The sequence below is a fragment of the Agromyces sp. NPDC058110 genome (assembly GCF_042884735.1).
Lineage (GTDB): Bacteria > Actinomycetota > Actinomycetes > Actinomycetales > Microbacteriaceae > Agromyces.
Genome location: NZ_JBHVTI010000002.1, coordinates 314,259 through 340,944 on the forward strand (window position 1 = coordinate 314,259; position 26,686 = coordinate 340,944).

Annotated in this window: 24 protein-coding genes; 14 read left to right on the forward strand and 10 right to left on the reverse strand. The window is 72.0% G+C overall.

Translation table 11 applies throughout. The annotated features are described in order from the left end of the window. The 4 genes from ACFVS8_RS06020 to ACFVS8_RS06035 are packed head-to-tail and all read right to left on the reverse strand — an operon-like array spanning position 1 to position 4,422. The gene (locus ACFVS8_RS06020) at positions 1 to 1,041 is read right to left on the reverse strand and encodes an AAA family ATPase (RefSeq protein ID WP_387058903.1); all 1,041 of its coding nucleotides are present in this window, start codon (positions 1,039 to 1,041) and stop codon (positions 1 to 3) included. Further along, positions 1,038 to 2,435, reverse strand: coding sequence for a DUF4350 domain-containing protein (locus tag ACFVS8_RS06025; protein WP_387058905.1), 1,398 nt, complete (start codon positions 2,433 to 2,435; stop codon positions 1,038 to 1,040). The genes ACFVS8_RS06020 and ACFVS8_RS06025 overlap by 4 nt, the downstream gene beginning before the upstream one ends. Then, a complete protein-coding gene (locus ACFVS8_RS06030; protein ID WP_387058908.1) occupies positions 2,432 to 3,136 on the reverse strand; it encodes a DUF4129 domain-containing protein in 705 nt (234 codons plus the stop codon). Before ACFVS8_RS06030 ends, ACFVS8_RS06025 begins: the two co-directional genes overlap by 4 nt. Next, positions 3,133 to 4,422 carry a hypothetical protein gene (locus ACFVS8_RS06035; RefSeq protein WP_387058911.1) on the reverse strand — a complete coding sequence of 430 codons (1,290 nt, stop codon included), beginning with the start codon at positions 4,420 to 4,422 and terminating at the stop codon, positions 3,133 to 3,135. Before ACFVS8_RS06035 ends, ACFVS8_RS06030 begins: the two co-directional genes overlap by 4 nt. A gap of 196 nt (positions 4,423 to 4,618) precedes the next feature. On the opposite strand from ACFVS8_RS06035, the gene mtrA reads away from it, so the two are divergent. The 6 genes from mtrA to secA all read left to right on the forward strand — a co-directional run bounded on the left by mtrA (position 4,619) and on the right by secA (position 13,533). Then, complete coding sequence (gene mtrA / locus ACFVS8_RS06040; protein WP_387058914.1) at positions 4,619 to 5,299, forward strand: MtrAB system response regulator MtrA; 681 nt, start codon at positions 4,619 to 4,621, stop codon at positions 5,297 to 5,299. Between the two features lie 5 nt (positions 5,300 to 5,304). Then, positions 5,305 to 7,002, forward strand: a complete 1,698-nt coding sequence (gene mtrB, locus ACFVS8_RS06045) for an MtrAB system histidine kinase MtrB (protein WP_387058917.1) — start codon at positions 5,305 to 5,307, stop codon at positions 7,000 to 7,002. Then, positions 6,995 to 8,686 (forward strand): GerMN domain-containing protein, encoded by a 1,692-nt coding sequence (locus tag ACFVS8_RS06050; protein WP_387058920.1) that lies wholly within the window; start codon positions 6,995 to 6,997, stop codon positions 8,684 to 8,686. Before mtrB ends, ACFVS8_RS06050 begins: the two co-directional genes overlap by 8 nt. 106 nt (positions 8,687 to 8,792) lie before the next feature. Continuing rightward, positions 8,793 to 9,641, forward strand: coding sequence for a ComF family protein (locus tag ACFVS8_RS06055; RefSeq protein ID WP_387058922.1), 849 nt, complete (start codon positions 8,793 to 8,795; stop codon positions 9,639 to 9,641). A 101-nt stretch (positions 9,642 to 9,742) separates the two neighbouring features. Then, positions 9,743 to 10,441, forward strand: a complete 699-nt coding sequence (hpf, locus tag ACFVS8_RS06060) for a ribosome hibernation-promoting factor, HPF/YfiA family (RefSeq protein WP_387058924.1) — start codon at positions 9,743 to 9,745, stop codon at positions 10,439 to 10,441. A gap of 305 nt (positions 10,442 to 10,746) precedes the next feature. After that, positions 10,747 to 13,533 carry a preprotein translocase subunit SecA gene (gene secA / locus ACFVS8_RS06065; protein ID WP_387058927.1) on the forward strand — a complete coding sequence of 929 codons (2,787 nt, stop codon included), beginning with the start codon at positions 10,747 to 10,749 and terminating at the stop codon, positions 13,531 to 13,533. Positions 13,534 to 13,717: 184 nt separating this feature from the next. On the opposite strand, the gene ACFVS8_RS06070 is transcribed toward secA, so the two are convergent. Further along, positions 13,718 to 14,155 carry an Rv3235 family protein gene (locus ACFVS8_RS06070; protein WP_387058930.1) on the reverse strand — a complete coding sequence of 146 codons (438 nt, stop codon included), beginning with the start codon at positions 14,153 to 14,155 and terminating at the stop codon, positions 13,718 to 13,720. Between the two features lie 180 nt (positions 14,156 to 14,335). Between ACFVS8_RS06070 and ACFVS8_RS06075 the strand changes: the two genes are divergently transcribed. Then, positions 14,336 to 14,944, forward strand: coding sequence for a hypothetical protein (locus tag ACFVS8_RS06075; RefSeq protein WP_387058932.1), 609 nt, complete (start codon positions 14,336 to 14,338; stop codon positions 14,942 to 14,944). A 156-nt stretch (positions 14,945 to 15,100) separates the two neighbouring features. On the opposite strand, the gene ACFVS8_RS06080 is transcribed toward ACFVS8_RS06075, so the two are convergent. Further along, complete coding sequence (locus ACFVS8_RS06080; protein ID WP_387058935.1) at positions 15,101 to 15,394, reverse strand: helix-turn-helix domain-containing protein; 294 nt, start codon at positions 15,392 to 15,394, stop codon at positions 15,101 to 15,103. 120 nt (positions 15,395 to 15,514) lie between these two features. Between ACFVS8_RS06080 and ACFVS8_RS06085 the strand changes: the two genes are divergently transcribed. The 3 genes from ACFVS8_RS06085 to ACFVS8_RS06095 all read left to right on the forward strand — a co-directional run bounded on the left by ACFVS8_RS06085 (position 15,515) and on the right by ACFVS8_RS06095 (position 18,982). Continuing rightward, positions 15,515 to 16,138, forward strand: coding sequence for a hypothetical protein (locus ACFVS8_RS06085; protein ID WP_387058938.1), 624 nt, complete (start codon positions 15,515 to 15,517; stop codon positions 16,136 to 16,138). Further along, the gene (locus ACFVS8_RS06090; protein ID WP_387058941.1) at positions 16,135 to 17,403 is read left to right on the forward strand and encodes a CpaE family protein; all 1,269 of its coding nucleotides are present in this window, start codon (positions 16,135 to 16,137) and stop codon (positions 17,401 to 17,403) included. The genes ACFVS8_RS06085 and ACFVS8_RS06090 overlap by 4 nt, the downstream gene beginning before the upstream one ends. 85 nt (positions 17,404 to 17,488) lie before the next feature. Next, positions 17,489 to 18,982 (forward strand): sensor histidine kinase, encoded by a 1,494-nt coding sequence (locus ACFVS8_RS06095; protein WP_387058943.1) that lies wholly within the window; start codon positions 17,489 to 17,491, stop codon positions 18,980 to 18,982. A gap of 191 nt (positions 18,983 to 19,173) precedes the next feature. On the opposite strand, the gene ACFVS8_RS06100 is transcribed toward ACFVS8_RS06095, so the two are convergent. Beyond that, on the reverse strand, positions 19,174 to 19,422 hold the full coding sequence (locus ACFVS8_RS06100) for a WhiB family transcriptional regulator (protein ID WP_055859573.1): 249 nt from the start codon (positions 19,420 to 19,422) through the stop codon (positions 19,174 to 19,176). A 203-nt stretch (positions 19,423 to 19,625) separates the two neighbouring features. Here ACFVS8_RS06100 and ACFVS8_RS06105 point away from each other — a divergent pair, with 203 nt between their 5' ends. Further along, on the forward strand, positions 19,626 to 20,084 hold the full coding sequence (locus tag ACFVS8_RS06105) for a hypothetical protein (RefSeq protein WP_387058946.1): 459 nt from the start codon (positions 19,626 to 19,628) through the stop codon (positions 20,082 to 20,084). 96 nt (positions 20,085 to 20,180) lie between these two features. Here ACFVS8_RS06105 and bcp read toward each other — a convergent pair whose 3' ends face one another. The 3 genes from bcp to aroA all read right to left on the reverse strand — a co-directional run bounded on the left by bcp (position 20,181) and on the right by aroA (position 23,168). Continuing rightward, positions 20,181 to 20,657, reverse strand: a complete 477-nt coding sequence (bcp, locus tag ACFVS8_RS06110) for a thioredoxin-dependent thiol peroxidase (protein WP_387058949.1) — start codon at positions 20,655 to 20,657, stop codon at positions 20,181 to 20,183. Between the two features lie 109 nt (positions 20,658 to 20,766). Next, positions 20,767 to 21,801 (reverse strand): ribosome small subunit-dependent GTPase A, encoded by a 1,035-nt coding sequence (gene rsgA, locus ACFVS8_RS06115; RefSeq protein ID WP_387058952.1) that lies wholly within the window; start codon positions 21,799 to 21,801, stop codon positions 20,767 to 20,769. Further along, positions 21,798 to 23,168 (reverse strand): 3-phosphoshikimate 1-carboxyvinyltransferase, encoded by a 1,371-nt coding sequence (gene aroA, locus ACFVS8_RS06120; protein ID WP_387058955.1) that lies wholly within the window; start codon positions 23,166 to 23,168, stop codon positions 21,798 to 21,800. Before aroA ends, rsgA begins: the two co-directional genes overlap by 4 nt. A gap of 154 nt (positions 23,169 to 23,322) precedes the next feature. On the opposite strand from aroA, the gene ACFVS8_RS06125 reads away from it, so the two are divergent. The 3 genes from ACFVS8_RS06125 to ACFVS8_RS06135 all read left to right on the forward strand — a co-directional run bounded on the left by ACFVS8_RS06125 (position 23,323) and on the right by ACFVS8_RS06135 (position 26,601). Further along, complete coding sequence (locus tag ACFVS8_RS06125; RefSeq protein WP_387058958.1) at positions 23,323 to 23,967, forward strand: sigma-70 family RNA polymerase sigma factor; 645 nt, start codon at positions 23,323 to 23,325, stop codon at positions 23,965 to 23,967. Next, a complete protein-coding gene (rsrA, locus tag ACFVS8_RS06130; protein ID WP_387058961.1) occupies positions 23,964 to 24,221 on the forward strand; it encodes a mycothiol system anti-sigma-R factor in 258 nt (85 codons plus the stop codon). The genes ACFVS8_RS06125 and rsrA overlap by 4 nt, the downstream gene beginning before the upstream one ends. A 91-nt stretch (positions 24,222 to 24,312) precedes the next feature. Further along, positions 24,313 to 26,601, forward strand: a complete 2,289-nt coding sequence (locus tag ACFVS8_RS06135; protein ID WP_387058964.1) for an MMPL family transporter — start codon at positions 24,313 to 24,315, stop codon at positions 26,599 to 26,601. Positions 26,602 to 26,686: the final 85 nt, after the last annotated feature.

Genomic DNA, 26,686 nt, shown 5'->3' on the forward strand with positions numbered 1-26,686 from the left:
TCAGAGCGGCACCTGCACCTGCTGCATGATCGCGCGCAGCACCGCGTCGACCGAGACGCCCTCGAGCTCGGCCTCGGGCCGCAGCTGCACGCGGTGCCGCCAGACCGGCAGCAGCATCGCCTGCACGTGGTCGGGCGTCACCGACTCGTAGCCCGAGAGCCAGGCCCAGGCCTTGGCGGCCGCGAGCAGCCCCGTCGAGGCGCGCGGGCTGACGCCGAGCCGGAGCGACGGGCTGCGGCGGCTCGCGCGGGCCAGGTCGACGACGTACGCGAGCACGTCGTCGGAGACGCGCACGGATGCCGCCGCCTGCCGCGCGGCTTCGAGCTCGGCGGTGCCGAGGACCGCCTCGACACCTGCGGCGGCGAGGTCGTGCGGGTCGAAGCCGTCGGCGTGGCGGCGCAGGATCGCGAACTCGGACTCGCGCTCCGGCACGTCGAGCACGAGCTTCAGCAGGAACCGGTCGAGCTGCGCCTCGGGCAGCGAGTACGTGCCCTCGTACTCGATGGGGTTCTGGGTGGCGGCCACGAGGAACGGCTCGGGCAGCGGTCGCGTGACGCCGTCGGCCGAGACCTGGCGCTCCTCCATCGCCTCGAGCAGCGCGGACTGCGTCTTCGGCGGTGTGCGGTTGATCTCGTCGGCGAGCAGGATGTTGGTGAACACCGGACCCTCGCGGAACGCGAACTCGCCCGTGCGGGGGTCGAACGCGAGCGAACCCGTGACGTCGCCCGGCATCAGGTCCGGCGTGAACTGCAGCCGCCTGGTGTCGAGGTCGAGCGTGCGGGTGAGCGTGCGCACCAGCAGGGTCTTGGCGACGCCGGGCACGCCCTCGAGCAGTACGTGGCCGCGCGCGAGCAGGGCGATGATGAGACCCGTGACGGCGCCGTCCTGGCCGACGACGGCCTTGCCGACCTCGAGGCGCACCCGGTTCAGCGCGTCGCGCAGCCCGGCGTCGTCGCGGGGGGCCTCGGAGGCGATGCCGGGCTGCTGCCCGCCGCCCGCAGGGTCGTCGTCCGTGGTGCTCGTGGGTGAGGTGTCGGTCATCGCTGCCTTCCTGGCGGGTCGTCTGAGGTGGTCTCCGGGGTCTGCCGGCCGTACCGGGCCGGATCGGGCCGGATCGACGCGGCCACGTCGCGCTCGAGGTCGTCGAGGGCGCGGGCGAGCTCGACGAACCGGCCGTCGCGGTCGGGCTGCTCGTCGACGAGCAGGTGCACGACGGATGCCGCGTCGCGGCCGGTCGCGGTCGCCGCCGCCTGCGCGACCGCCGTCACGTCGACCGTGCGAGGCAGTCGCATCAAGGCGGCGAGCCGCCCGATCGACGCCATGCGCATCTGATCGAGCGCGTGCGTGCGCTGCGCGGAGCGAGCGTAGAGCCGCGCGCGCCCCTGCGTGGTCTCGCCGGCCGGCACCGTGACGGGCAGGCGTTCGACGACGAGCGGACCGAACCGGCGGCCCCGCCAGAGCCCGGCGACCACGGTCACGACCACGGCGAGCACGAGCACCGGGCTCACCCAGCCGGGCGTGAGCTCACCGAGCGTGGGCGCGTCGACGGCCTCGGTGTCGCCGGGGCCCGGCAGGTACCAGACCAGGTCGGGGGTCGCGCCGAGCACCCCGATCGCGAAGGCGGCGTTGCCCGCCTCGTCGATGCGCGAGTTCTCGAACACGGTGGTCGCCGCGACGAGCGACACGGCGTCGGATGACCCGGCGACCGGGCCTCGACCGATCGCCGCCGCGAAGCCGTCGCCCTGCGCGAAGCAGCCCTGCCAGCCGGCCCCGCGCGCCTCGGCGTCGATCGTCAGCAGTCGCTGCCCGTCGGAGAGGCCCACGGCTCGCACCGCCGCCCCGACGTCGCACGACGCGGCGTCGATCGGGCCGTCTGCGGCGCCGGCCAGGCGCACGCCGGGGGCGAGCACCTCGAGCGCGCGGAACCCGGGTTCGACGACCACGAGGCGCGCGCCGCTGCCGGCGAGTTCGTCGAGCCGCGCGCCGTCGAGCGTGCCGAACTCGTCGTAGAGGAGCACGGTGGCCTCGCCGGCGCGGTCGACGGCGTCGAGCGCCGAGTCGAGCGAGCGCGCGACGGTCACCTCGACGTCGTGCGCGCGGAGCACCTCGACGACGGCGCCGGACCCTGCGGCGCCGGGGCTTCCGGGGTCGAGCCGGCCGCCAGGCGCACCGATGCCGCCCTGGAGCACGAGCAGCCCGACCACCCCGATCGCGAGCACGCCGGCGAGCACGAGCCACGTGCGCCCGCGACGCAGCAGCGCCCGCGGCGTCGGCGTGAGCGCCGCGGCATCGGTCGGAGCGCCCCGCTCGTCGCCGAGGGACGTCGAGCGCGATGCGGGGGCACCGGATGCCGCGGCAGCGGTGTCGGCAGCGGTCTCGGCAGCGGTCTCGGCAGCGGTCTCGGCCGGGGGAGCGGCGCCGGCGGGCGCGTTCATCGGACCGCCTCGAATCCCGACCCGGACGCAGCCCCGGCCATCGGAGCGGTCTCCCGCGCGGGGCGCGCCGAACCGAGCCGCACGTCGAGCGCGGTCATGCGGTCGGAGGCGGCCGCGTCGCCCGCGTCGCCGAGGTAGCGCACCCGGTCGAACGCGACGGCGGCGGCCTCCAGTTCGGCGCGCGCGTCGGGGAACGGGCGGGCCGCGGCATCCGCCACCGCATGCGCCGTCGTGCCGGGGTGGACGTGCACGATCTCGCGCTCGACCAGCTGCCGCACGATGGCCCGGAAGCGCTCCTCGATCGCGAGCGCCCAGTCGCCCGCGCGTGCCGCGGCCTCGGCGGCACGTCGGATCGTCGCGGCATCGCGCAGGTCGCCCTCGAACGCCGGGGATCCGACGGAGCGCCGTCGCCGGCGCAGGCGCGGGAGCCCGAACACGAGCAGGCCGACCACGACGAGCACGAGCGCGACGAGCACCACGAGCAGCGCGACGACCTCGGCAGGAACGGCCCCGGCTCCGTTCAGCAGGTCGGCGAACCAGTCGCGCACGGACCGGGCGAACACGTCGAGCGCGTTCGGTTCGGCCGCGCGATACCTCGGCTTCGAGAGCTCGTCGAGCACCCAGCGGCGGGCTTCGTCGGCGTCGGGCTCGAGCGGATCCGCCCGGGCGCCGATCGCGCGCACCGCCGCGACCGCGATCATGCCGGGATGCCGCCGGACGGCACGGGGCTGGGCTCGGGCACCGCCCACGGGTCGCCCACAGTCTGACCCGCGTCGCGGCGCTCGACGTACCGGGCGAGCTCGAGGTCGAGGCCCTCGGTGCGCATGCGCAGGTCGATGTAGATGACCCCGATCACGGCCGCCTGCACGACCGTCGTGATCGCCCCGATGACGACCGACAGCACGATCGTCACGACCCCGATCACGATGCTGATCGCGACCGCCGACCCCGTGTTCGTCGGGTCGATGAGCGCGGGGAGCAGTCCGCCGATGAAGGAGATCGGCTGCACGACGACCTGCGAGGCGACGTTCAGGATGAGCCCGACGAGCAGCAGCGTGCCGAGCGTGCGCCAGAAGTAGCCGATCGTGAGTCCCCACGAGCGGCGCATCGCCGTCGCGATGCCCGCGCGCTCGAGCACGATGATGCTCGGCACGAGCGAGAGCCGCACGCCGATCCACCAGCCGAGCACGGCGAGGCCGAGCGAGAGCAGCACGACGACCACGATGCTCACCGCCAGGCCGACGGGCGAGGCCGTGACCGCCCCGACGACGATGATGCCGACGAGCGCCGCCAGCACGACGAACAGGGCGAGCGTGACGAGCAGGGTCCACCCGATGAGCGCGCCGATGCGCGGCATCGCGCGACGCCACAGGGCTCCGAGCGCGAGCTTCTCGCCCAGCGTGCCGGTGGCGACCTCGACGACCATGACGCCCTGCAGGAAGGCGCCGGCCACGACCGACAGGCCTACGGCGAACAGCATCGCGAGCACGACGGCCGCGATCGACCCCGGCAGGAGCTCCTCGGCCTGAGCGGGCGTCGCCGAATCGAGGCGCCCGAACATCCACACGAAGACGGGCACCATGACCGCGGCGGCGAGCAGGACCGCCGCGAGCTGCACGAGCAGGCCGCTGCCGAACGTCGGGGCCGGATTGCGCCGAAGCGTGCGGAACGGGGCCCAGAGCAGGGTGCCGAAGCCCAGCGGGCGCAGCGGCAGCAGGCCCGGCTTCGGGGGAGCGGTCCAGGCCTGGCTGCCCGGCGCGCCGTACTGCGGCGCTCCGTACTGCGGCGCTCCGTACGGGGGCTGCGGTGCGCCGTACTGCGGCGCTCCGTACGGGGACTGCGGCGCTCCGTACTGCGGTGCGCCGTAGGGCGACTGCGGCGAACCGGAGGGCGCCTGCGGCTGCGGTGCCGGCGCGCCGGTCTGCGGCGTCGCGGATTCGGGCTGCGGCTCGGGCGCTCCGGGCGCTCGCCAGTCGTGTTCGGCCACCTCGTCGAGCTCCTTCCGCTGCGCATTCCCATGCTCGCATATCGGGCCGCGGCGCACCGGCCGCGTTCACAACCCGCGGACGGGCGCGCACGCCCGCAGCGCCCGGATGCGGCATCCGCCCCCCTTGCCGGGGCGAACGACTACGCTTGTGTGACCGGTCCACCGTGCCGGAAGGCGCAGATCACAGGAAGAACCGATGACTTCACGCGTACTCGTCGTCGACGACGACACGGCCCTCGCCGAGATGATCGGCATCGTGCTGCGCACCGAGGGCTTCGACCCCGTCTTCTGCGGCGACGGCGCGAGCGCCGTGGCGGCGTTCCGCGAGAGCCGCCCCGACCTCGTGCTGCTCGACCTCATGCTGCCCGGCATGGACGGCATCGAGGTCTGCGGGCGCATCCGCGCGGAGTCCGGCACGCCCATCATCATGCTGACGGCCAAGAGCGACACCGCCGACGTGGTCAAGGGCCTCGAGTCCGGCGCCGACGACTACATGGTCAAGCCGTTCAACCCGAAGGAGCTCGTCGCGCGCATCCGCACGAGGCTCCGCCCGACTCCCGAGTCCTCCGTCGAGACGTACGCGGTCGGCGACCTCACGATCGACGCCGCCGGCCACGAGGTGCGCCGCGGCGACGAGCGCATCTCGCTCACGCCGCTCGAGTTCGACCTGCTGCTCACGCTCGCCTCGAAGCCGCAGCAGGTGTTCACGCGAGAGATGCTGCTCGAGCAGGTCTGGGGCTACCACTACAAGGCCGACACGCGACTCGTGAACGTGCACGTGCAGCGCCTGCGCGCCAAGGTCGAGCACGACCCCGACAACCCGCGCATCGTCATGACCGTGCGCGGCGTCGGCTATCGCGCCGGCGCGACCACCTGACGGGAATGGCCGCCGCAGACGAATCGCGCGCCACCGGCTCGTGGCGCGAACTTCCACGGCGCCTCTGGGCGGGGGTCAGGTCCACGTGGCGGCGTTCGCTGCAGGTGCGCACCGTGTTCATCACGATCGGCCTGTCGACCCTCGCGATCCTCGTCATCGGCCTCTACATCTCGTTCAGCGTCGCCTCGAACCTGTTCCAGGACCAGCGCTCGCGCGTGCTCGCGGCCTCGAACAACGCCACGACGGCGGCGCAGCTGATCCTCGACTCCTCCGATGCCGCCGACCGCGGATCGCTGCAGCTGCTCATGCAGGCGACGCTCGACACCGTCACGAACATCGCGGGCACCGACGTCGTCGCGATCTTCCGCGATCCCGCAGCCGGGGCCCTCAGCATCGCGCCGCCCGACCAGCTGAGTCCCGACCTCGCGGGCGTCATCTCGTCGGATCTGCGCTCGCAGCTGCAGGCGCACCCCGAGAGCCAGTACTGGCAGTCGGTCGCGCTCGAGAACGCCACCGGCGGCACGGACCCCGGCATCGTGGTCGGCAGCGCCCTGCAGTTCCCGGCAGGGGTGGGCCGGTACGAGCTCTACCTCGGCTACAACCTCGCCGAGGCGCAGCAGACGCTGGCGTTCATGCAGGTCACCGGCACCGTCGGCGCGATCGCGCTCATCGCGCTGCTCAGCGCGATCACGCTCGTCGTCGTGCGCGGCGTGATCGAGCCCATTCGCACCACGGCGTCGACGAGCCGACGGCTCGCGGCGGGCGACCTCGGCGTGCGCATCCCCGAACGCGGCGAAGACGAGCTCGCCTCGCTCGCGGCATCCTTCAACGGCATGGCCGACAGCCTCCAGGCGCGCATCCGCGAGCTCGCCGAGCTCTCGGTCATGCAGCAGCGCTTCGTGTCGGATGTCTCGCACGAGCTCCGCACGCCGCTCACCACCATCCGGCTCGCCGGCGACGTGCTCTACGGCCAGCGCGAGGACTTCGCCGGACCGACCGCGCGCACCGTCGAGCTCCTGCACACCCAGACCGAGCGCTTCGAACGCCTGCTCGGCGACCTGCTCGAGATCAGCCGCTACGACGCCGGGTCCGTGACCCTCGCGACCGAGCCGACGAACCTCGTGCACCTCGCGGGCGATGTCATCGAGGAGATGCACGGGCTCGCACGCGAGCGCGGCTCGGAGGTGCGGCTCGAGGCGCCGGGCGGGCACCTCGACGCCGACGTCGACCCGCGTCGCATCCGCCGCATCGTGACGAACCTGCTCGGCAACGCCATCGAGCACGGCGAGGGCCGGCCGATCGTGGTCGCCGTCGACAGCAACGCGACCGCCGTCGCGCTGTCGGTGCGCGACTACGGCCTCGGCATGACGGCCGAGGCCGCCGAGCGCGTGTTCGACCGGTTCTGGCGCGCCGACCCGAGTCGGGTGCGCACGATCGGCGGCACCGGTCTCGGCCTCGCGATCTCGCTCGAGGACGCCGTCGCGCACGAGGGCCGCCTCGACGTGTGGTCGCACCCCGGACAGGGCAGCGTCTTCCGGCTCACGTTGCCGCGTTCGTCGAAGGCGCGCACCGAGGCCGGCGCCGCAGGCGTCGAGTCCCCGCTGCCGCTCGAGCCGCACGACCCCGAGGCGTCGGGCCCGCCGCCCACGGCCTCGGTCGGCGCGATCCTGCCCGACGACGAGCGAGAGGTGCACGATGCGTAGACGGCTGCTCGCGGCATCCGCCGTGGTGCTCGCGCTCCTGCTCACCGGGTGCGTGGCGATCCCCAGCTCGGGCAAGGTGCAGCAGGGCGATCCCGCGCCGACCGACGCCTCGTCGCTCGACCTCGACATCATCGTCGACCCGCCGAAGGTCGACGGCACGCAGCAGGAGATCCTGCAGGGGTTCCTCACCGCCGCGCTCAGCCCGCGCAACAACTACCAGCGGGCCTACGAGTTCCTCACCCCGACGTTCGCCGAGGAATGGCGGGCAGACGACGGCGCGACGATCGACGTGTTCGCCGACCGCGAGTTCGAGGAGGTCTCCGACACGCGCATCGGCATGACCGCGACTCCCGCGGCCTCGCTGCGCAACAAGGGGCAGTACGAGGTCGCCTCGTCGGCGACGCCGCTGCAGCTCACCTACGACTTCGAGCAGATCGACGGGCAGTGGCGCATCTCGAGCGCACCGCAGGGCATCGTCATCGACCAGGCGAACTTCGCGCAGGTCTTCCGCGAGTACACCCTCTACTTCTTCGACCCGACGTACCGGTACCTCGTGCCCGATTCGCGGTGGTTCGCCGGGCGCGACTCGGCGCAGACCAGCGTCGTGCAGGCCCTGCTCTCCGGCCCGGCAGAGTGGCTCGATCCCGGCGTCGAGACGGCGTTCCCCGAGGGCACCGAGCTGTCGCCGGCCGCGGTGCCGGTCACGTCGCGCGTCGCGGAGGTGTCGCTCACCGGCGCCGCATTCGACGACCTCGCAGCCGCCCAGCGCATGCAGCTGCAACTCGACGAGAGCCTCATCGGCAGCGTGCGCAACGTCGGCAGCGTCGAGCTGATCCTGAACGGCGTCGAATCGGATGCCGGCGTGCCGTCGAACCCTGCCGTGCGCGACCCGCGCGTCGACCCGCGGCCGGTCGTGTTCGACGGCGAGACGCTCGGCTACCTCTCCTCCTCCGGAGACGGCATCACGCCCATCGAGGGACTGTCGGAGCAGGTCGTCCGGGCCGATGCGATCGGGGCGGCGATCGGGCCCGATGCGACGTCGACGGCGATCCTCGACGCCGACGGCGTCTCGGTCCTGACGGTCGGCGACGACGAGCCGCTGCTGCTCGACCCGCGCGACGGGCTCATCACCCCCGCCTACGATCGGGCCGGGGTCGTCTGGACGGTGCCGGCCGATGCGCCGAGCGACCTGGCCTGGTTCAGCTCCGACGGCCAGCTGAACGGGCGGGTCGAGGTGCCGTGGTCGGGGTCGTCGATCGCCGCGATCGAGGTCTCGCGAGACGGCACGCGCCTGCTCGCCCAGCTCGCCGACGGCACCGGGACCTCCTTCGTGGTCGCCGCCATCCACCGCGACGCCGACGGCATGCCCGTCGAGCTCGGCAGCACCGTGCTGCGGCTCGCCTCGGTCGACGGCGTCCCGCTCGACGTGGCCTGGGTCGACGGCCGCACCGTCGCCTCGCTGACGCGGACCGGCGGCGACGCCACGCGCATCGTGACGCAGTTCCTCGGCGGTGTCGCGTCCACCCGCGACGGGCCCGACGGCGGAGCGCAGCTCGACGCGGCCAACAGCGTGCGCGACGTCCGGGTGCGGCTCGAGTCGGGCGAACTCGTCGTGCAGAGCGGCGTCGGCTGGCAGGAGCGAGCGACCGGCGTTCGGTTCGTCGCGGCGCAGTTGCCCGGCTGATCCCGACCGGGGCGACCGGTCCTCCCCACCGAGGGCTGGGCCGCGCCCGAGACCGGGGCGGAGGGCGGACGGTCGGATGCCGCGGGCGGCCGTCATGCTCGAGCGCGTGTCCGATGCATCCCCTGCCCGCGCCCCCGAACCGCTGAACCGCACCAGGATCGACGTCTGGCGATCCGTCGTCGGCGGGGCGCTCGACGACGCGATCGCCACCCTGCTGCCTGTGGACTGCGCCGGGTGCGGTGCGCCGGACCGAACGGTCTGCCCGTCGTGCCGCGCCGGTGTCGCAGGCCGCCGCCCGGCCCTCGTCGCACGCGGAGACCTCCGGGTGCACGCCGGGCTCGAGTACGCCGGGGCGGCCGCCGCGCTCATCGGCGCGTTCAAGGACGGCGGGCGGCCCGACGTCGCGCGGGTGCTCGCGCCGGCCCTGGCATCGGCCGTCGAGGCGGCGCTCGCCGCGGCGAACGCGGAGGCCGAGGCTCCCGCCGCCGCCGCCGCCGCCGTCCGTTGGGCCGACGCCGACGCCGACGCCGTCGCCGTCGCCCGCGCCGGTCGGCGCCGGTCGGCTCGCTCGGGCCGGCGCGTCCCGCCGGGCGTGCTCATCGCGACGATTCCGTCGACCGCTGCCGCGCGACGTGCCCGCGGATACAGCCCGGTGCCCGCCCTGCTCGCCGCGTGCGGGCTGCGGGCAACCCCCGTGCTGCGCCTCGCCCGCGATCGCGACGACCAGGCCGGGCTCGGAGCCGAGGCCCGTGCGGCGAACGCCAGGGGCGGATTGGTCGCGCCCCGTCGCCTCGACGGTCGCCGGTACCTGCTCGTCGACGACGTGCTGACGACGGGGTCCACGCTCCGCGAGGCGAGGCGTGCTCTCGTCGCCGCAGGGGCGAGCGTGGTGGCCGTCGCGGTGCTCGCCGAGACCCCCCTGCGGCACAGTCGGCGTTCAGGATCCTCTCGGTGAACAGGTGATGACATCCGGAGGTTCGCAGACTACGGTGGCAGGACAGGCGTGGTCCTACCACCCTTCAGAACCGGGTGACACGTCGGTGGATGGAGGTCGTCATGGAACTGAACATCGTCGGACGAAACCTGGGAATCACCGATCGATTCCGTACATATGCGACTGAGAAGTCGGAGAAGATCGCCCACCTCGCCGACCGTGCCATTCGTCTCGACGTGAAGCTCACGCGTCATCACGAGAAGAACGGCAACACCGGGCCCGACCGGGTCGAGCTCACCCTCGTCGGCAAGGGGCCCGTCGTCAGGGCCGAAGCCGACGGATCAGACAAGTACGCGGCGTTCGACGTCGCCCTCGGCCGACTGCTCGAACGCATCCGCCGAGCGAAGGACCGCAGGAAGGTCCATCGAGGACAGCATCGCCCCACTTCCATCCGCGAGGCGACGGATCTCGGATTCGCGGAGGTCGGTGTGCAGGCGGCGACCCCGGAGGTGCTCGAGCAGGTGCGCACCGGGTCGATCCCGGTCATCGACGAGACCGCGGCGTCGCATGAGGACGACGACGTCTACTGCCCCGTCGTCATCCGTCGCAAGGTCTTCGCGACGACGCCCATGACCGTCGACGACGCGCTCTCGTTCATGGAGCTCGTCGGTCACGACTTCTACCTCTTCGTCGACTCCGAGACCGGCCGGCCGAGCGTCGTCTACCGTCGCAAGGGATGGGACTACGGCCTGATCGGCCTCGACGAGAACGCCGACGCGTTCGACGACGAAGAGGTCTCGCTGCAGCGCGCGAGCGCCTAGCCGCGGCATCCGTCGCCCCGAAGAGGGCGGGCAACGCCACCGACGCCGTCCATCGCCGTCGGTGGCGTTCGCCGTGCTCGGGCCGGATCGGGTGCATGGGCCACGCGCCCGCCGGGCCGCCCGCGTTCGCGACGGGCGAAAGCCGAGCAGCGCAGTCACAGCCCGCTCGCCGAGGTCGCCCAGCCCGGTGCCCGCTAGCATGGCTATGATGCCGTCGATACGGCGAAACCGGTGCGCCTTCGGCCGTTCCACCCGAGGGACGTTCCTCCGAGAACATGGTGCGCCGCAATGACAGGAGATCATTCGTGGCTTCGATTCTGGAGAAGGTCCTCCGCGTCGGCGAGGGTCGCACCCTCAAGCGACTGCACAACTACGCGGCGGCCATCAACGCGCTCGAAGACGACTTCAAAGACCTCAGCGACGAGGAACTGAAGCACGAGACCGTCGAGTTCCGCGAGCGCTACGCCAACGGCGAGTCGCTCGACGACCTGCTGCCCGAGGCGTTCGCCGCCGTGCGCGAGGCGAGCCGCCGAACCCTCGGCCTGCGCCACTTCGACGTGCAGCTCATGGGCGGCGCGGCCCTGCACCTCGGCAACATCGCCGAGATGAAGACCGGTGAGGGCAAGACGCTCGTCGCGACCACGGCCGCGTACCTCAACGCGCTCGCGAGCCGCGGTGTGCACGTCATCACGGTCAACGACTTCCTCGCGAGCTACCAGTCCGAGCTCATGGGGCGTGTGTTCCGCGCACTCGGCATGACGACCGGATGCATCGTGGCCGGCCAGACCCCGCAGGTGCGCCGCGAGCAGTACGCCGCCGACATCACCTACGGCACGAACAACGAGTTCGGCTTCGACTACCTGCGCGACAACATGGCGTGGCAGGCGAGCGACATGGTGCAGCGCGGCCACTTCTTCGCGATCGTCGACGAGGTCGACTCGATCCTCATCGACGAGGCCCGCACGCCGCTCATCATCTCGGGCCCGGCCTCCGGCGAGGCGAACCGCTGGTTCGCCGAGTTCGCGAACCTCGCCAAGCGCCTCGTGCCGGGCGAGGACTACGAGGTCGACGAGAAGAAGCGCACCGTCGGCGTGCTCGAGGGCGGCATCGAGAAGGTCGAGGACTACCTCGGCATCGACAACCTCTACGAGTCGGCGAACACCCCGCTCATCTCGTTCCTCAACAACTCGATCAAGGCCAAGGCGCTCTTCAAGCGCGACAAGGACTACGTCGTCATGAACGGCGAGGTGCTCATCGTCGACGAGCACACCGGCCGAATCCTCGTCGGACGTCGCTACAACGAGGGCATCCACCAGGCGATCGAGGCCAAGGAGGGCGTGCAGGTCAAGGCCGAGAACCAGACTCTCGCGACCGTCACCCTGCAGAACTACTTCCGCCTCTACGACAAGCTCTCCGGCATGACCGGTACCGCCGAGACCGAGGCCGCCGAGTTCATGTCGACCTACAAGCTCGGCGTCGTGCCCATCCCGACCAACAAGCCGATGCTGCGCATCGACCAGCCCGACCTCGTCTACAAGAACGAGGAGGTCAAGTTCGCGCAGGTCGTCGAGGACATCGTCGAGCGCCACCAGAAGGGCCAGCCCGTGCTGGTCGGCACCACGAGCGTCGAGAAGAGCGAGTACCTCTCGCGCCTGCTCGCGAAGAAGGGCGTCCGGCACGAGGTCCTGAACGCGAAGAACCACGCCCGCGAGGCGGCGATCGTCGCGCAGGCCGGTCGCTACGGCTCCGTCACGGTTGCGACGAACATGGCCGGTCGCGGTACCGACGTCATGCTCGGCGGCAACGCCGAGTTCCTCGCGGTGCAGCAGATGCACGAGCGCGGGCTCAGCCCCGTCGAGACCCCCGAGGAGTACGAGGCCGCCTGGGACGGCGTGTTCGACGCCGTCAAGGCCGAGGTCTCGACCGAGGCCGAGAAGGTCCTCGAGGCCGGCGGCCTCTACGTGCTCGGCACCGAGCGCCACGAGTCCCGACGCATCGACAACCAGCTGCGAGGCCGTTCGGGCCGTCAGGGCGACCCCGGCGAGAGCCGGTTCTACCTCTCGCTCACCGACGACCTCATGCGGCTCTTCAACGCCGGTGCGGCCGAGAGCCTCATGTCGCGCGGCGTGCCCGACGACGTGGCCATCGAGTCGAAGGTCGTCTCGCGCGCCATCCGCTCGGCGCAGTCGCAGGTCGAGGCGCGCAACGCCGAGATCCGCAAGAACGTGCTCAAGTACGACGACGTGCTGAACCGCCAGCGCGAGGCCATCTACGGCGACCGCCGGCACGTGCTCGAGGGCGACGACCTGCACGAGCGCACGCAGCGGTTCCTCGAAGACGTCATCGACGAGGTGCTCGACTCGCACACGGCCGAGGGCAACCCCGACGAGTGGGACTTCGACGCGCTCTGGACCGAGCTCAAGACGCTCTACCCGATCGGCATCACCATCGACGAGGTCGTGGCCGAGGCCGGCGAGAAGGGCCGCGTCAACCGGCAGTTCATCCGCACCGAGATCATGTCCGACGCCAAGCTCGCCTACGAGCGCCGCGAGCAGCAGCTCGGCAGCCCGGCCATGCGCGAACTCGAGCGTCGTGTCGTGCTCTCGGTGATCGACCGTCGCTGGCGCGACCACCTCTACGAGATGGACTACCTGAAGGACGGCATCGGCCTGCGTGCCATGGCGCAGCGCGACCCGCTGGTCGAGTACCAGCGCGAGGGCTACGCGATGTTCCAGCAGATGATGGGCTCGATCCGCGAGGAGACCGTCGGCTTCCTGTTCAACCTCGAGGTCGAGGTCGCGCCGCAGGGCGCCGGCACGATCGAGGCGAAGGGGCTCACGCGGTCCGACGCACCTGCCGACAAGCTGAGCTACACGGCACCGAGCGACTCGGGCGGCGTCGAGGTGCGCAACCAGCGCGGGCAGGTGCAGCAGGCGGCCACGCAGCGTGCGCGCCGGGCCGTCGCCGAGTCGCAGTCGCAGCCGCAGGAACCGGCCGACCAGCCGCGCGGTGCGTTCGGGCAGCGCGGCGACGGTGCTGCGGCACCGCAGAACCGCGCCGAGCGCCGCGCCCAGGAGCGCAAGGGCAACTGATCACGCAGTGAACGGGCCGGCCATCCGATCGGATGGCCGGCCCGTTCACGTTCGGGGATGGCGCGTGGCGCCGCGGTGCCGTCGGGGGACTTCGGCGCCGGTCGCTGGCGTCGCCCACTGGAGCCACCGACATGTTGGCGCGTGCCCGCGCACGCCGTCGCGGGACCGCCGGCCGTTCGTCGTCTCAGAGCACGGTGATCGCACTCGCGCGCCAGCGCTGGTCGAGCCCCTCGAGGCGGATGGCCACCGCGCGCGCCCGGTGCGGCTGGTGCACCATCACGACGGCCTCGACGACGCCGTCGGCGGGCTCGGTGCAGATCACCCGGCCGAGCCGGAAGACCGGACGCTGAGGTGCGACGCCCTTCGCGCGTCGTGAGCGGTTCGCGAGCACCACGCGCATCGAGAGGCTGCGATAGACGTCGTCGGTGACCCACCTGGCGAGCTGCTCGAGGTCGCGCGCCCCGGCCATGACCTCGACGACGCAGTGCGTCAGGCTCTGCAGCAGCGCCTCGGGGTCGGGGAGTTCGGCTCGGCGGGAGGCCTGAGGCCCGAAGAACTCGTCTTCGTCGAGGTAGGAGCCGGAAGGGCGAGCGTCGGCGAGCAGGGCAGGGCGTGCGGGCATCTGTGCTCCATCGGGAGGGCGGCAGGGGTATCGAGGGCGATGGAGCGTTGCCCCCGAACGGGGGTCGATTCGGGCGACCCTGCGATGAATGTATGAGCGCGGCGGAATACGTGTCAAGAGGCTCTTTCGACCTGTGGAGAACGGGGTTCCCGGAGTCGTCACGAACGGTAACGTGCGGGCATGCGGTGGGACCTCCTGTTCGACGACCTGGAGGCGCGACTCGACCAGGAGCAGCGCGATGAGGAGCGCGCCCTGGCACTCGAGGAGGAGCGCCTGCGACTCGGTCGTCTGGTCCTCCGCGACCGCCTCGCGGGTATCGCCCGTGCGATCGGCGACGACGTCGCGGGCTTCGTGCGCATCGAGGTGCGATCGGGCCCCACGCTCGCCCTTCGACCGGCGGCGTTCGGCCGCGACTGGGTGAGCGGCGACCAGCTCGACGGCGACCGCACCGGTCGGCACTGCATCGTTCCGATCGACGCGATCGAGGCGATCCTCGCGGGCCCGACGCTGCTCGAACGGAGTCTCGAGCCGCAGGGCACCGCCGGGTCCAGCCTGACCGATCGGCTGGGCATCTCGATCCCCCTGCGCGACCTGAGCCGCCGCCGGGCCCCGGTGCACGTGCTGACCGAGGCGGGCAGGGTGCACGGCACGATCGATCGGGTCGCGCGCGACCACCTCGACCTCGCGGTGCATCCCGTCGGCACGCCGCGTCGCGAGCGCGACGTGCAGGGGTATCGGATCGTGCCGCTCGACCGCATCCTGCTCGTGTCCTTCGGACACGTCGCGTAGCCCGGCTCTTCACCCCAGGAGATCGCCTCGCCCGATCTGCTCGCCTCGCCCGACGCGATCGCTACGCCTGACGTGCGCTCCCTGCCTGACGCGCTCGCCTTGCCCGACGTGCTCGCTCGCCGCGAGCGGTGCCTCGCCGTGCCGGCGCGGAACGGCTCAGCTGTGCAGGCGACGCGGCCCCAGCGCGGTGACGTTCGAGAAGTCGGCGATATCGGCGAACTCGCCCTGCTCCCAGAGGGCGGCCCGACGGGTCTGCTCGAGTCGGAAGTCGATCCAGATCTCGAGTTGGGTGCGCTCGATGCGCCACGGCCCGCTGTCGCCGACGCGGATGGCCGGGAGCTCGCCCGATCGGATGAGCTCGCTGATGGTCGCGGCGTCGACTTCGAGCAGCTGCGCGGCGTCGGCCACCGACAGGAAACGCCCCAGCTCGCCCGCATCCGATGTGCTCATTGCTCGATTATCGACCGGGAGGGGCGAGCGGCGACCCGATGTGGATAACTTCACGGCGATTCGGCAGGCATCCGGAACGATGGGCCGGGTGCGGCGGTGGGCGCCGCCGAAGGGAAGCTCATGCCTCGTCGTTCGGAGCGCGGATCCGTCCGCATCGACCCGCGCCTGATCATCGGCGTCGTGCTCGTCGTCGGGTCGACGGCCGGTGTCTTCGCCCTGGTCAGCGGCCTCGACGACGCGACCGAGGTGTACACGGCAGCCGAGACGTTCACCCCCGGAGACCGCATCCGCGCGGCCGACCTGGTCGTCGAGCGCGTGCGGTTCGGTTCGGGCGACCAGCGCTACCTCGAACCCGACGCGCTGCCCGAAGCGGGGCTCCTCGTGACGAGCACGGTGCGCGAGGGCGAACTCGTTCCGCTCGCGTCGGTCGACGACCTCGATCGCGCCGGGTTGGCCACCGTGGTCGTCGCCAGCCGTACGGCACTGCCCGAGGGCGTCAGTCGCGGCAGCGTGGTCGACGTCTGGGCGGCGCGCCTCGTCGAACGCGGCGAATACGAGCCGCCGGTCGTGCTCGTGCCCGAGGCGGAGGTCGCCGCGGTCTCCGGCAGCGGCGGCATGGTCGACGACGGCAGTGTCACGGTCGAACTGCTCGTGCCTCGCGATCGTGTCGCGGCGCTGCTCCAGGCGCTCGCCGCCGACGACGTCATCGACCTCGTCCCGGCGCGACCGGCGGCCGGGCGATGAGCCGGCTCGCCTTCGCGCTCGATCCGTCGGTCGAAGACCGCCTCCTGCCCGACGCCGTCGAGCACGGGCACCTCGTGGTCGCCCGCGCCCTCGCGAGCGACGCCCTCATGCGCAACCTCGACGAGATCGCACCCGACGTGGTGCTCGTCGGGGCGGGCCGCACTGCACTCGGGCCCGCGCTGATCGAATCCTGCGACGTCCGCGGCATCCGGATCGTCGCACTCGCCGCGAGCGACGCGGACCGCGCGCATGCCCGCAACCTCGGACTGCACGAGGTGTTCGACGTGGCCGCCGGGTGGCTCGAGCTCGAGCCCGTGGTCAGCGGAGGCGTGCCCGTGCCCGCACGGGCGTCCGCAGACTCCGCCGGAGAGCCGGCCGGGAGGGCACCCGCGACGATGATCGCGGTCTGGGGGCCGGCCGGCGCGCCAGGGCGCACGACCGTCGCGGTGAACGTCGCGGCCGAGCTCGCCGCAGCGGGCCATCGGGTCGCGCTCGTCGACGCCGATCCGTACGGCGGTGTCGTCGCGCCGTCGCTCGGGCTGCTCGACGAGGCTCCCGGATTCGCATCGGCCTGCCGCCTGGCCGGGGCGGGCTCGCTCGACCGTGCGGAGCTCGAGCGCATCGCGCAGCGCTACTCCTCGTCGCGGGCCTCGTTCGAGGTGCTGACGGGCCTCGTCGGGCCGAGCAGGTGGCCCGAGCTCTCGCGCGACCGCGTCACGACCGCGCTCGGCGTCATCCGCGACTGGGTCGACTACGTCGTCGTCGACACCGGGTTCAGCCTCGAGCACGACGAGGAGCTCACGAGCGACCAGTTCGCTCCGCGCCGCAACGCCGCGACGTTCGCCGTGCTCGGTCTGGCAGACGAGGTGATCGCCGTGGGCCTCGCCGACCCGGTCGGCCTCTCGCGCCTGCTCAGGGGTCATGTCGAGCTCCTCGACCTCGTCGGCGACGCGCGCGTGCGAGTGGTGGTGAACCGGGTGCGCACGAGTGCACTCGGCATCGACGCCTACGGCCAGGTGCGGCAGACCATGCGGCGGTTCGCGGGGCTCTCCGACGTCGTCACGCTCCCGCACGACGGTCGGGCGGTCGACGCGGCGATCCTGACGGCGCGCACGCTGCGCGACGCCGCGCCGAAGTCGCCGCTGCGCACCGCCCTGCGCGACTTCGCGCTCGACGGGTTCCTGCCGCCGGAGCCGGCCCGGCCGGCTCGGCGGGCGCGACGATTCGGCCCGGTGCGGGCCGGCGCCGCGGTCGCGGTGCCATGATCCGCTCCCGAGCGAGGGCGGCGGTGCAGGGGAGCGAGCCGACGCGGAACGCGGTGCCACGGCATCCGACCACTACGCTTGAGGGGTGTCGACCCTCAGTGAACTCGTCCTCGCCCAGGGCCGCAGCAGTCAGGCCGACGTCGACTGGCTGCACATGCTCGTTGGCGACCTACAGCTGCTCTCCGACCTGGCGTTCGCCGACATCGTGCTCTGGGTGCCGTCGGGCGACGACGACTTCGTCGCCGTCGCGCACTCTCGTCCGTCCAGCGCGGCCACGCTCTTCTACCGGGACTTCGTGGGGCAGCCGATCAAGTCGCAGTGGCGTGAACTCGTCGGCGACGCGTTCACGGGCGCACGCATCGCCGATTCGTCGGCCCCCGACTGGTACGAGGAGATGCCCACCCGAGTTCGCGCCGTGCCCGTGATGCGCCGGCTCGCCGCGACCGGCACCAAGGTCGCCCCCGAGCCCGTGGCGGTCATCACGCGGCACACGAACCTCGGCGCGACGCGCACGCCGAGCCGCCAGGAGCTCACGTTCAACGAGTGCGTCGACGAGCTCTTCGAGATGATCGCCTCGGGCGACTTCCCCGACCTCGGCGCCCCGACCGGCCCGCGTCGCGGAGCTCCCCGGGCATCCGACGGCCTGATCCGGCTCGATGTCGACGGCATCACGACGTTCGCGAGCCCGAATGCGCTCTCCGCGTTCAACCGCATGGGCTTCGAGGACGAACTCGAGGGCGAGTCGCTCGCCGCGGTGACGACGCGGCTGCTCACCGGCAAGCTCGTCGTCGACGAGTCGCTCCCGCTGGTCGTGACTGGCCGTGCGCCGTGGCGCACCGACGTCGAGTCGCGCGGCGTCACCGTCTCGCTGCGCGCGATCCCCATCCGCCGGCACGGCGAGCGCATCGGCGCGATCGTCCTGAGCCGCGACGTGACCGAGCTGCGCCACCAGGAGCAGGAGCTCATCACCAAAGACGCGACGATCCGCGAGATCCACCACCGGGTCAAGAACAACCTGCAGACCGTGGCCTCGCTGCTGCGCATCCAGGCGCGTCGTACGCACTCCGACGAGGCGCGCGAAGCCCTGACCCAGGCCATGCGCCGCGTCGGCGCGATCGCGGTCGTGCACGACACCTTGTCAGAGGGCCTGACGCAGAACGTCGACTTCGACGAGGTGTTCGACCGTGCGCTGCTGCTCGTGGCCGAGGTCGCCTCGGCGCACAACACGACGGCCCACCCGAAGCGCACGGGCTCGTTCGGGGTGCTTCCGAGCGAGTACGCGACGCCGCTCGCGCTCGCGCTGACCGAGCTCGTGACGAACGCGGTCGAGCACGGGCTGGCCGGCCAGGAGGGCGATGTCGAGATCAGCGCCGACCGGTCCGAGACCGTGCTCACGGTGCAGGTGCGCGACACCGGTTCCGGCCTGCCCGAGGGCAAGGTCGGCGAGGGACTCGGCACGCAGATCGTCCGCACGCTCATCCAGGGCGAGCTCGGCGGCACCATCGACTGGCACACGGTCGTGGGCCGGGGCACCGAGGTCACCATCGAGGTGCCGCTGCGCTGGATCACCTCGGCCTGACGAACGGATGCCGCGGGTCGGCGTCCGACGCCGGAGTCGCCCCCGGCGGCGCCCTCCGCGGCGCCCCCGTGGTTGACACCGCGTCACCGGTCAGCGCACCGCCGCGCGGTCGGGCCGTCGCCCGTGCGCACGAAACGACGCCGCGACCCGAAGGTCGCGGCGTCGCCGGGTGCTGTGGTGCAGGGCTGGGGTCAGCCGGCGCGTCGGGCGCGCGCGGCGCGGCGCTTGAGGGCGCGGCGCTCGTCTTCGCTGAGTCCGCCCCAGACGCCCGAGTCCTGACCGGTCTCGAGGGCGTACTGCAGGCAGATCTCGGTGACGGTGCATCGAGCGCACACGGCCTTCGCCTTCTCGATCTGGTCGACTGCGGGACCAGTGTTGCCGACCGGGAAGAAGAGTTCCGGGTCAGCCGTGAGGCAGGCGGCCTTGTCGCGCCAATCCATGAAGATGCTCCTTTTGATGCGTTTCGTTTGCAGACGCGCACGATTGCGCAAGCCGAAGCCGGCTGTGCTGCTTGGGGGAAAGGCCGAATTACGGGAAGTAGGATCGGTATCGATCGGCTCACGTCCCTGTGAGCATCAATTCGGCCTCATAAATGTTCGCATAGCGACGAGACCGAATCAATAGCCGTGAATGGGATATCGCTGTGAATACCGACGAGAACGACGTGAACATGCCGCAGGGCGCATCCGATTCGGCTGGGGTGCGGGCCGCGCTGGTCACGGTCTCGATCCTGCTCCTGCTCGAGGCTGCCGCGCTCGTCGCGGTCGTCGTCTGGCTGGTCGTCGACCTGGTGTCGCTCGCGCCCTCGTCGTACGCCACGGCCGTTGCACTGCTCGTGCTCGTCGTGCTGGCCGCGGTCTGGGTCGGCGCGATCGCGATCGGGTCGCTGCGGCGGGCGCCGTGGTCGCGCGCGTCGGCGATCGTCTGGCAGGTGCTGCAGGTCTCCGTCGCGGTCGGCGCGTTCCAGGGCATGTTCGCCCGCGCGGACATCGGGTGGGTGCTGCTCGTGCCGGCGATCACCGTGATCGGGCTGCTGCTCTGGGCGCCGGTGCGCCTCGCGTACTCGCGCGACGACGGCGAACGGGCGCCGCACGGCGCGTGAACGTCGTGGGCGCCCCTGAGGTGCCGATGCCGGTGATCGTGCCGATCCGGGCGGAAGCACGCGCGCGCGGACCGGTGCGGCCGTCGGCCGCGTGCGTCAGCCGTCGAGACCGAGCTCGCGCCGCACCCGCGCGACGTGACCCGTGGCCTTGACGTTGTACCAGGCGCGTTCGATGAGGCCGTCGGCGCCGATCACGAGGGTCGAGCGGATCGAGCCGACGTAGGTCTTGCCGTAGTTCTGCTTCTCGCCCCAGACGCCGTAGCGCTGCTGCACGGCGAGGTCCTCGTCGGACAGCAGCGTGAAGTTCAGTCCGTCGCGCTCGGCGAAGCGGGCGAGCTTGTCGACGGGGTCCTTCGAGACGCCCACGACGCGAACGCCGGCCGATGCGAACGAGTTGAGGTTGTCGCGGAAGTCGCACGCCTCGGTGGTGCAGCCGGGGGTCATCGCCTCGGGGTAGAAATACAGCACGACGCGTTCGCCGCGGAGGTCAGAGAGGGTGACGGGGGTGCCGTGCTGGTCGTTCAGGGTGAAGTCTGGTGCGAGGTCGCCGGGGGCGAGTCGTGCGTCGGTCATGCCTCCATGGTGTCACGGCTTCGATGGGGGAGCACCGGATGCCGCGGGCGGGCGGCGTGCGCACGGACGGGTCGGCGAACCGCGGCCTCGGCCGCTTCGCCGCCGTCGCTCAGCGGAAGGTCTCGAGCAGGCGCTGCAGGGAGTCCAGCCGCGCGCGACCGGTGTCGCCGAGCTCTCCGGCGTCGACGGCCTCGATGATGGCGCAGTCGGGCGCGTCGGGCAGGTGCGTGCAGCCGCGCGGGCAGTCCTCGGCGACGGCGGCGAGGTCGCTGAACGCGCCGAGGATGTTCGACGGGTCGACGTGTCCGAGCCCGAACGAGCGCACCCCCGGAGTGTCGATGACCCATCCGCGCCCGGTCGGCGACTCGAGCCGCAGCGACACGGTCGACGACGACGTGTGGCGGCCGCGTCCGGTCACGGTGTTGACGACGCCCGTCGCGCGCCGCGCGCTCGGCACGAGCGCGTTCACGAGCGTCGACTTGCCGACACCCGAGTGGCCGACGAAGACCGTGCGATGCTCGACGAGCAGGGCCGCGATCTCCTCGAGCGGCATGTCGTCGGTGCGCGACCGCACGATCGGCAGGTCGAGGCCCGCGAAGTTCTCGAGGAACTGGGAGGGGTCGGCGAGGTCGGTCTTGGTGATGCAGAGGATCGGCTGGATCCGGGCGTCGTAGGCGGCCACGAGGTAGCGGTCGACGAGCCGGATGCGCGGCTCGGGGTTCGCGGCCGCGACCACGATGAGCATCTGGTCGGCGTTGGCGACGATCACGCGCTCGACGTCGTCGGTGTCGTCGGCGCTGCGCCGCAGGAGCGTGCTGCGCTCCCGGACGCGCACGATCCGGGCGAGAGTGCCCTCGTCGCCGCTCGTGTCGCCGACGAGGTCGACGTGGTCGCCCGTCACGACCGACTTGCGTCGGAGCTCGCTCGCGCGAGCCGCGGTGATGGAGCGCTCGTCGGGCCCGTTCTCGTCGACGAGCACGCTGTACCGGCCGCGGTCCACGCCCAGCACGAGTCCGACGACGGCGTCGGCGTGCTGCGGCCTGACCTTGGTGCGGGGTCGGCTGCCGCGTCGGTTGGGCCGAACGCGTACGCTCGATTCGTCGAACTCGGGTTCGTCGTCGTCGTCCGCGTCCCACCAGCTCATGCGAGCATCTGCTCCCAGAGCGCGGTGAACTGGGGCAGGGTCTTGCTCGTCGAGCCGATGTCGTCGACGATCACGCCGTCGACCGCGAGGCCGACGATCGCGCCGGTGGTGGCCATGCGATGGTCGGCGTATGCGCGCCAGGGGCCACCGTGCAGGGGCGCGGGCACGATGCGGAGCCCGTCTTCGAGCTCGTGCACGTCGCCGCCCAGGCCGTTCAGCTCGGCGACGAGCGCCGCGAGGCGGTCGGTCTCGTGGTGGCGGATGTGCCCGATTCCGGTGATGGTGCTCGGACCGTCGGCGAAGGCCGCGAGCGCGACGAGGTTCGGCACGAGCTCGCCGGCCTCCGACAGGTCGAGGTCGACGCCGCGGATGCCGCGACCTCCGTCGCCCGAACGCTCCGGCGCGTGCACGGTGAGCCGGTCGCCCTCGCGCTCGACGCGCGCGCCGAACCGGGGGAGCAGCTGCTCGAGCTGGGCGCCGACCTGGGTCGTCGTCTCGGGCCAGCCGGCGACCGTGACGCGGCCGCCCGCGACCACGGCGGCGACCAGGAACGGCGCGGCGTTCGAGAGGTCGGGCTCGATCGCGACGTCGATCGCGCGGATGGGGCCGGGTTCGACGACCCAGCGACCGGGCTCGGGGGAGGCGACCTCGATGCCCCGCGCCCGCAGGGTCTCGATCGTCATCTCGATGTGCGGCAGGCTCGGCAGTCGCTCGCCCGTGTGCCGCAGGTCGAGGCCGCGCTCGAACCGGGCGCCGGAGAGCAGCAGGCCCGACACGAACTGGCTCGAGGCCGAGGCGTCGAGCTCGACGACGCCGCCTTCGACGCGACCCGTGCCGTGCACGGTGAACGGCAGGGCGCCGCGGCGGTCGTCGTCGAGGTCGACGCCGAGCGCGCGGAGCCCGTCGATGGACCCGCCCATGGGGCGACGCCTGGCGCCCTCGTCGCCGTCGAAGGTCGTGGGGCCGAGCGCGAGCGCCGCGACGGGCGGCACGAACCGCATGACCGTGCCGGCCAGCCCGCATTCGACGGTCGTGGAGCCGAGCAGCTCGTCGGCCGGGATCACGCGGAGGTCGTCGCCGAACCCGCCGGCCCCCGGCATCCGTTCGAAGGTCGTGCCGAGGGCTCGCAATGCGTCGATCATGAGCTCGCTGTCGCGCGACCAGAGCGGTGCGTGCAGCGTCGACGGGCCGTCGGCGAGGGCGGCGAGCACGAGTTCGCGGTTCGTCAGCGACTTCGACCCGGGCAGCGCGAGCACCGAGTCGAGCGGCGCGGTCGCGACGGGCGCGAGCCAGCCCGGGTCGGGTTCGGTCTCGCGGCGGTCGCCGTACGGATCGAACTCGGGCTCGGAATACTTCGAGATCTGCATCGGTTACCAACAGTAGCGTTCACGAACGCGGAAGGAGTTGATGCGCGTGCCGGTCGCAGAAGTGCGCACCCCGTCGGTGATCGCGCCGGCGACGGCCCGATCGGCGAGGCGGCGTCGGATGGCGTCACAGTCCGACGGCCTAGGATGGCCCGTGATGACTGGCGACGAGATCGACACCGCACCTGAGTCCGAGCGTCCGCTCGGCGAGCTGTTCGAGGAGCAGGCGCTGCCCTACCTCGACCAGTTGTACGCCGCGGCGCTCCGCATGACGAAGAACCCGGCCGATGCGCAGGACCTCGTGCAGGAGACGTTCGTCAAGGCCTACGCGGCCTTCGGGCAGTTCACGCAGGGCACCAACCTCAAGGCGTGGCTGTACCGCATCCTCACGAACACGTTCATCAACACGTACCGCAAGAAGCAGCGCGAGCCGTACCAGGGCACGATCGACGAGCTCGAGGACTGGCAGCTCGGCGGTGCCGAGTCGACGACCGCCCGCTCGACCCGGTCGGCCGAGGCGGAGGCGATCGACCACCTGCCCGACAGCGCCGTGAAGGACGCCCTGCAGGCGCTGCCCGAGGATTTCCGTCTCGCGGTCTACTTCGCCGACGTCGAGGGCTTCTCCTACCAGGAGATCGCCGACATGATGAACACCCCCATCGGGACCGTGATGAGCCGACTGCACCGTGGCAGGCGGCTGCTGCGCGAGTCCCTCGCCGAGTACGCGAGCGAGCAGGGCATCGCCACTGCCGCGTCAGCGTCGACCCCCAAGAGGCAGAAGATGCCGAGGAGCCCGAAATGAACGACTGCGGCTGTGAGAAGGCCCGTGCAGAGCTCGAGGAGTACCTGCACCATGAACTGGCCAGCGCCGATGCGGCCGACATCCGTGCGCACGTCGAGAACTGCCCCGACTGCCTGAACGAGGTGCGCGTGGGCGTCGCCATCACCGAGGTGATGCAGCGGGCGTGCAAGGAGAGCGCTCCCGAGACCCTCCGCACGCTCGTGCTGGCGCAGATCCGCACCGTGCAGGCCGGGCACGGGGTCGCGGCCGACTGACCCTGCACGCGGTCGAGTCCGACCGCGTCGGTGACGTTTCAACCATTCGACGGACGCCCGCCCGAGAACTGCGCGCGTAGCGTCGGGGGTGATGAACGAGAAGTCTTCCGCCCACACCCGCTCCGGTCGCGTGCCGACCTGGCTCCGGGTGCTGCTGCCCACCGTCCTGATCCTCGTCTGGTTCGCCGCGTTCGGGGCGGGCGGTGCCTCCTTCGGCACCCTCAGCGACGTCGTCGAGAACGACCAGGCGCAGTTCCTGCCCTCGTCGTCGGAGTCGGCCGAGGTGCAGGCTCTGCAGTCCGAGTTCCGCGGTGATGACGCGATCCCCGCGATCGTCGTGTACGCCCGTGACGGCGGACTGACCGAGGCCGACCGCACGGCGATCTCCGACGACGCGGAGGCGTTCGCCTCCATCGACGGGGTGCTCTCCGACGGCGTCTCCCCGGCAGTCGAGTCCGACGACGGCGAAGCCGCGGAGGTCTTCGTGCAGGTCGACGCGGGCGCCGAGGTCAAGGAGGTCGTCGGCGAGGTGCGCGAGCGGGTCGCCGAGACCGCCGGCGACGGGCTCGAGGCCGCAGTGACCGGCCCCGCCGGCTTCACGACCGACCTCTCCGGCGCGTTCGCCGGTATCGACGGCCTGCTGCTGCTCGTGGCCTTCAGCGCCGTGTTCCTCATCCTCGTGATCGTCTACCGCTCGCCGCTGCTGCCCGTGATCGTGCTCGGCACGAGCCTCACGGCGCTCTGCGCCTCGGTGCTCGCGGTCGTCACGCTCGCGAAGGCCGACGTGCTCGTGCTCAACGGGCAGACCCAGGGCATCCTGTTCATCCTCGTGATCGGCGCCGCGACCGACTACTCGCTGCTGTACATCGCGCGCTACCGCGAGGCGCTGCACACGCACGATCGTAAGTGGGACGCCACGTGGGCGGCGCTCCGCGGCTCGCGGGAGCCCATCCTGGCCTCGGGCGGAACCGTCATCGCGGGCCTGCTGATGCTGCTCGCGAGCGACCTCAACTCGAACAAGCTGCTCGGCCCGGTCTCGGCGATCGGCATCGCGTTCGCCCTGCTCACATCGTTGACGCTGCTGCCGGCGCTCATGCTCTGGGCGGGTCGGACCGCCTTCTGGCCGGTGCGGCCGAAGGCCGGCACGCACGTCGAGGCCGACGACGTCATCGCGCGCCGCGGCATCTGGCCGAAGGTCGCGCGACTCGTGGCGCGCCGTCCGCGCGTGACGTGGATCGCGTCGACGCTCCTGCTCGTCGTCATGGCGCTCGGCGTGACGCAGCTGAAGGCCGACGGCGTGCCGTCGAGCGAGTTCGTGCTCGGGCAGTCCGAGGCGCGCGACGGGCAGGAGCTCCTCAGCGAGCACTTCCCGGGCGGCTCGGGGACGCCGGCCGTGATCATCGCCCCCGAGGGCGACCTCGACGCGGTCGCCGAGGTGGTGCTCGCCACCGACGGCGTCGATTCGCTCAGCGTCGTGTCGGCGGACTCTCCGAGCGGGTCGCTGCCGGTGACCGAAGAGGGCATCCAGCCGCTCGGCCCGCCCGGAACCCCGGCGGGGGAGCCGACCGTGGTCGACGGCCTGGTGCAGCTCGATGCGACGCTCGCGGACGCGAGCGACTCCGATGCGGCCGAGGCGACGGTGGTCGCGCTCCGCGACGGGCTCGAGGGCGTCTCGACGACCGATCACCCCGTGCTCGTCGGCGGCGTCACGGCCGTCGCGCTCGACACGAAGGTCGCGTCGATCCATGACCGGAACCTGATCATCCCGCTCGTGCTCGGCGTCATCCTGGTGATCCTCATGCTGCTCCTGCGCTCGATCGTGGCCCCGCTGCTGCTCATCGGCACCGTCGTGCTCTCGTTCGGTGCGGCGCTCGGGGTCTCGGCACTCGTCTTCAACGACGTGTTCGGCTTCGCCGGCGCCGACCCGGTCGTGCCGATCTTCGGGTTCGTGTTCCTCGTCGCCCTCGGCGTGGACTACAACATCTTCCTGATGACGCGGGTGCGCGAGGAGTCCGCGAAGCACGGCACGCGTCAGGGCGTGCTGCGCGGGCTCGTGGTCACCGGCGGCGTGATCACCTCGGCGGGCCTCGTGCTCGCGGCCACGTTCGCGGCGCTCGGCGTGCTGCCGATCCTGTTCCTCGCGCAGTTGGCCTTCATCGTCGCGTTCGGCGTGCTGCTCGACACGTTCCTCGTGCGCTCGCTGCTCGTGCCGGCCCTCTCGTACGACCTCGGCCGGGTGATCTGGTGGCCGTCGAAGCTGTGGCGATCCGGTCCCGACGCCGGTGAACGACGAGCGGATGCCGCGGCGGCCGTCGCGGACGACGAAGCACCCGGGTCGGGGCCGACGTCCGAGTCGCACACGCCGGCGCACCGCGCCTGATCCGACCCCGCCGTCCCCGGAGCGGGGCGGCCGGGTCGCCGGCTCGGCCGCCGACGCGTGGGCGCGTGCGGCCGGGCAGACGAAG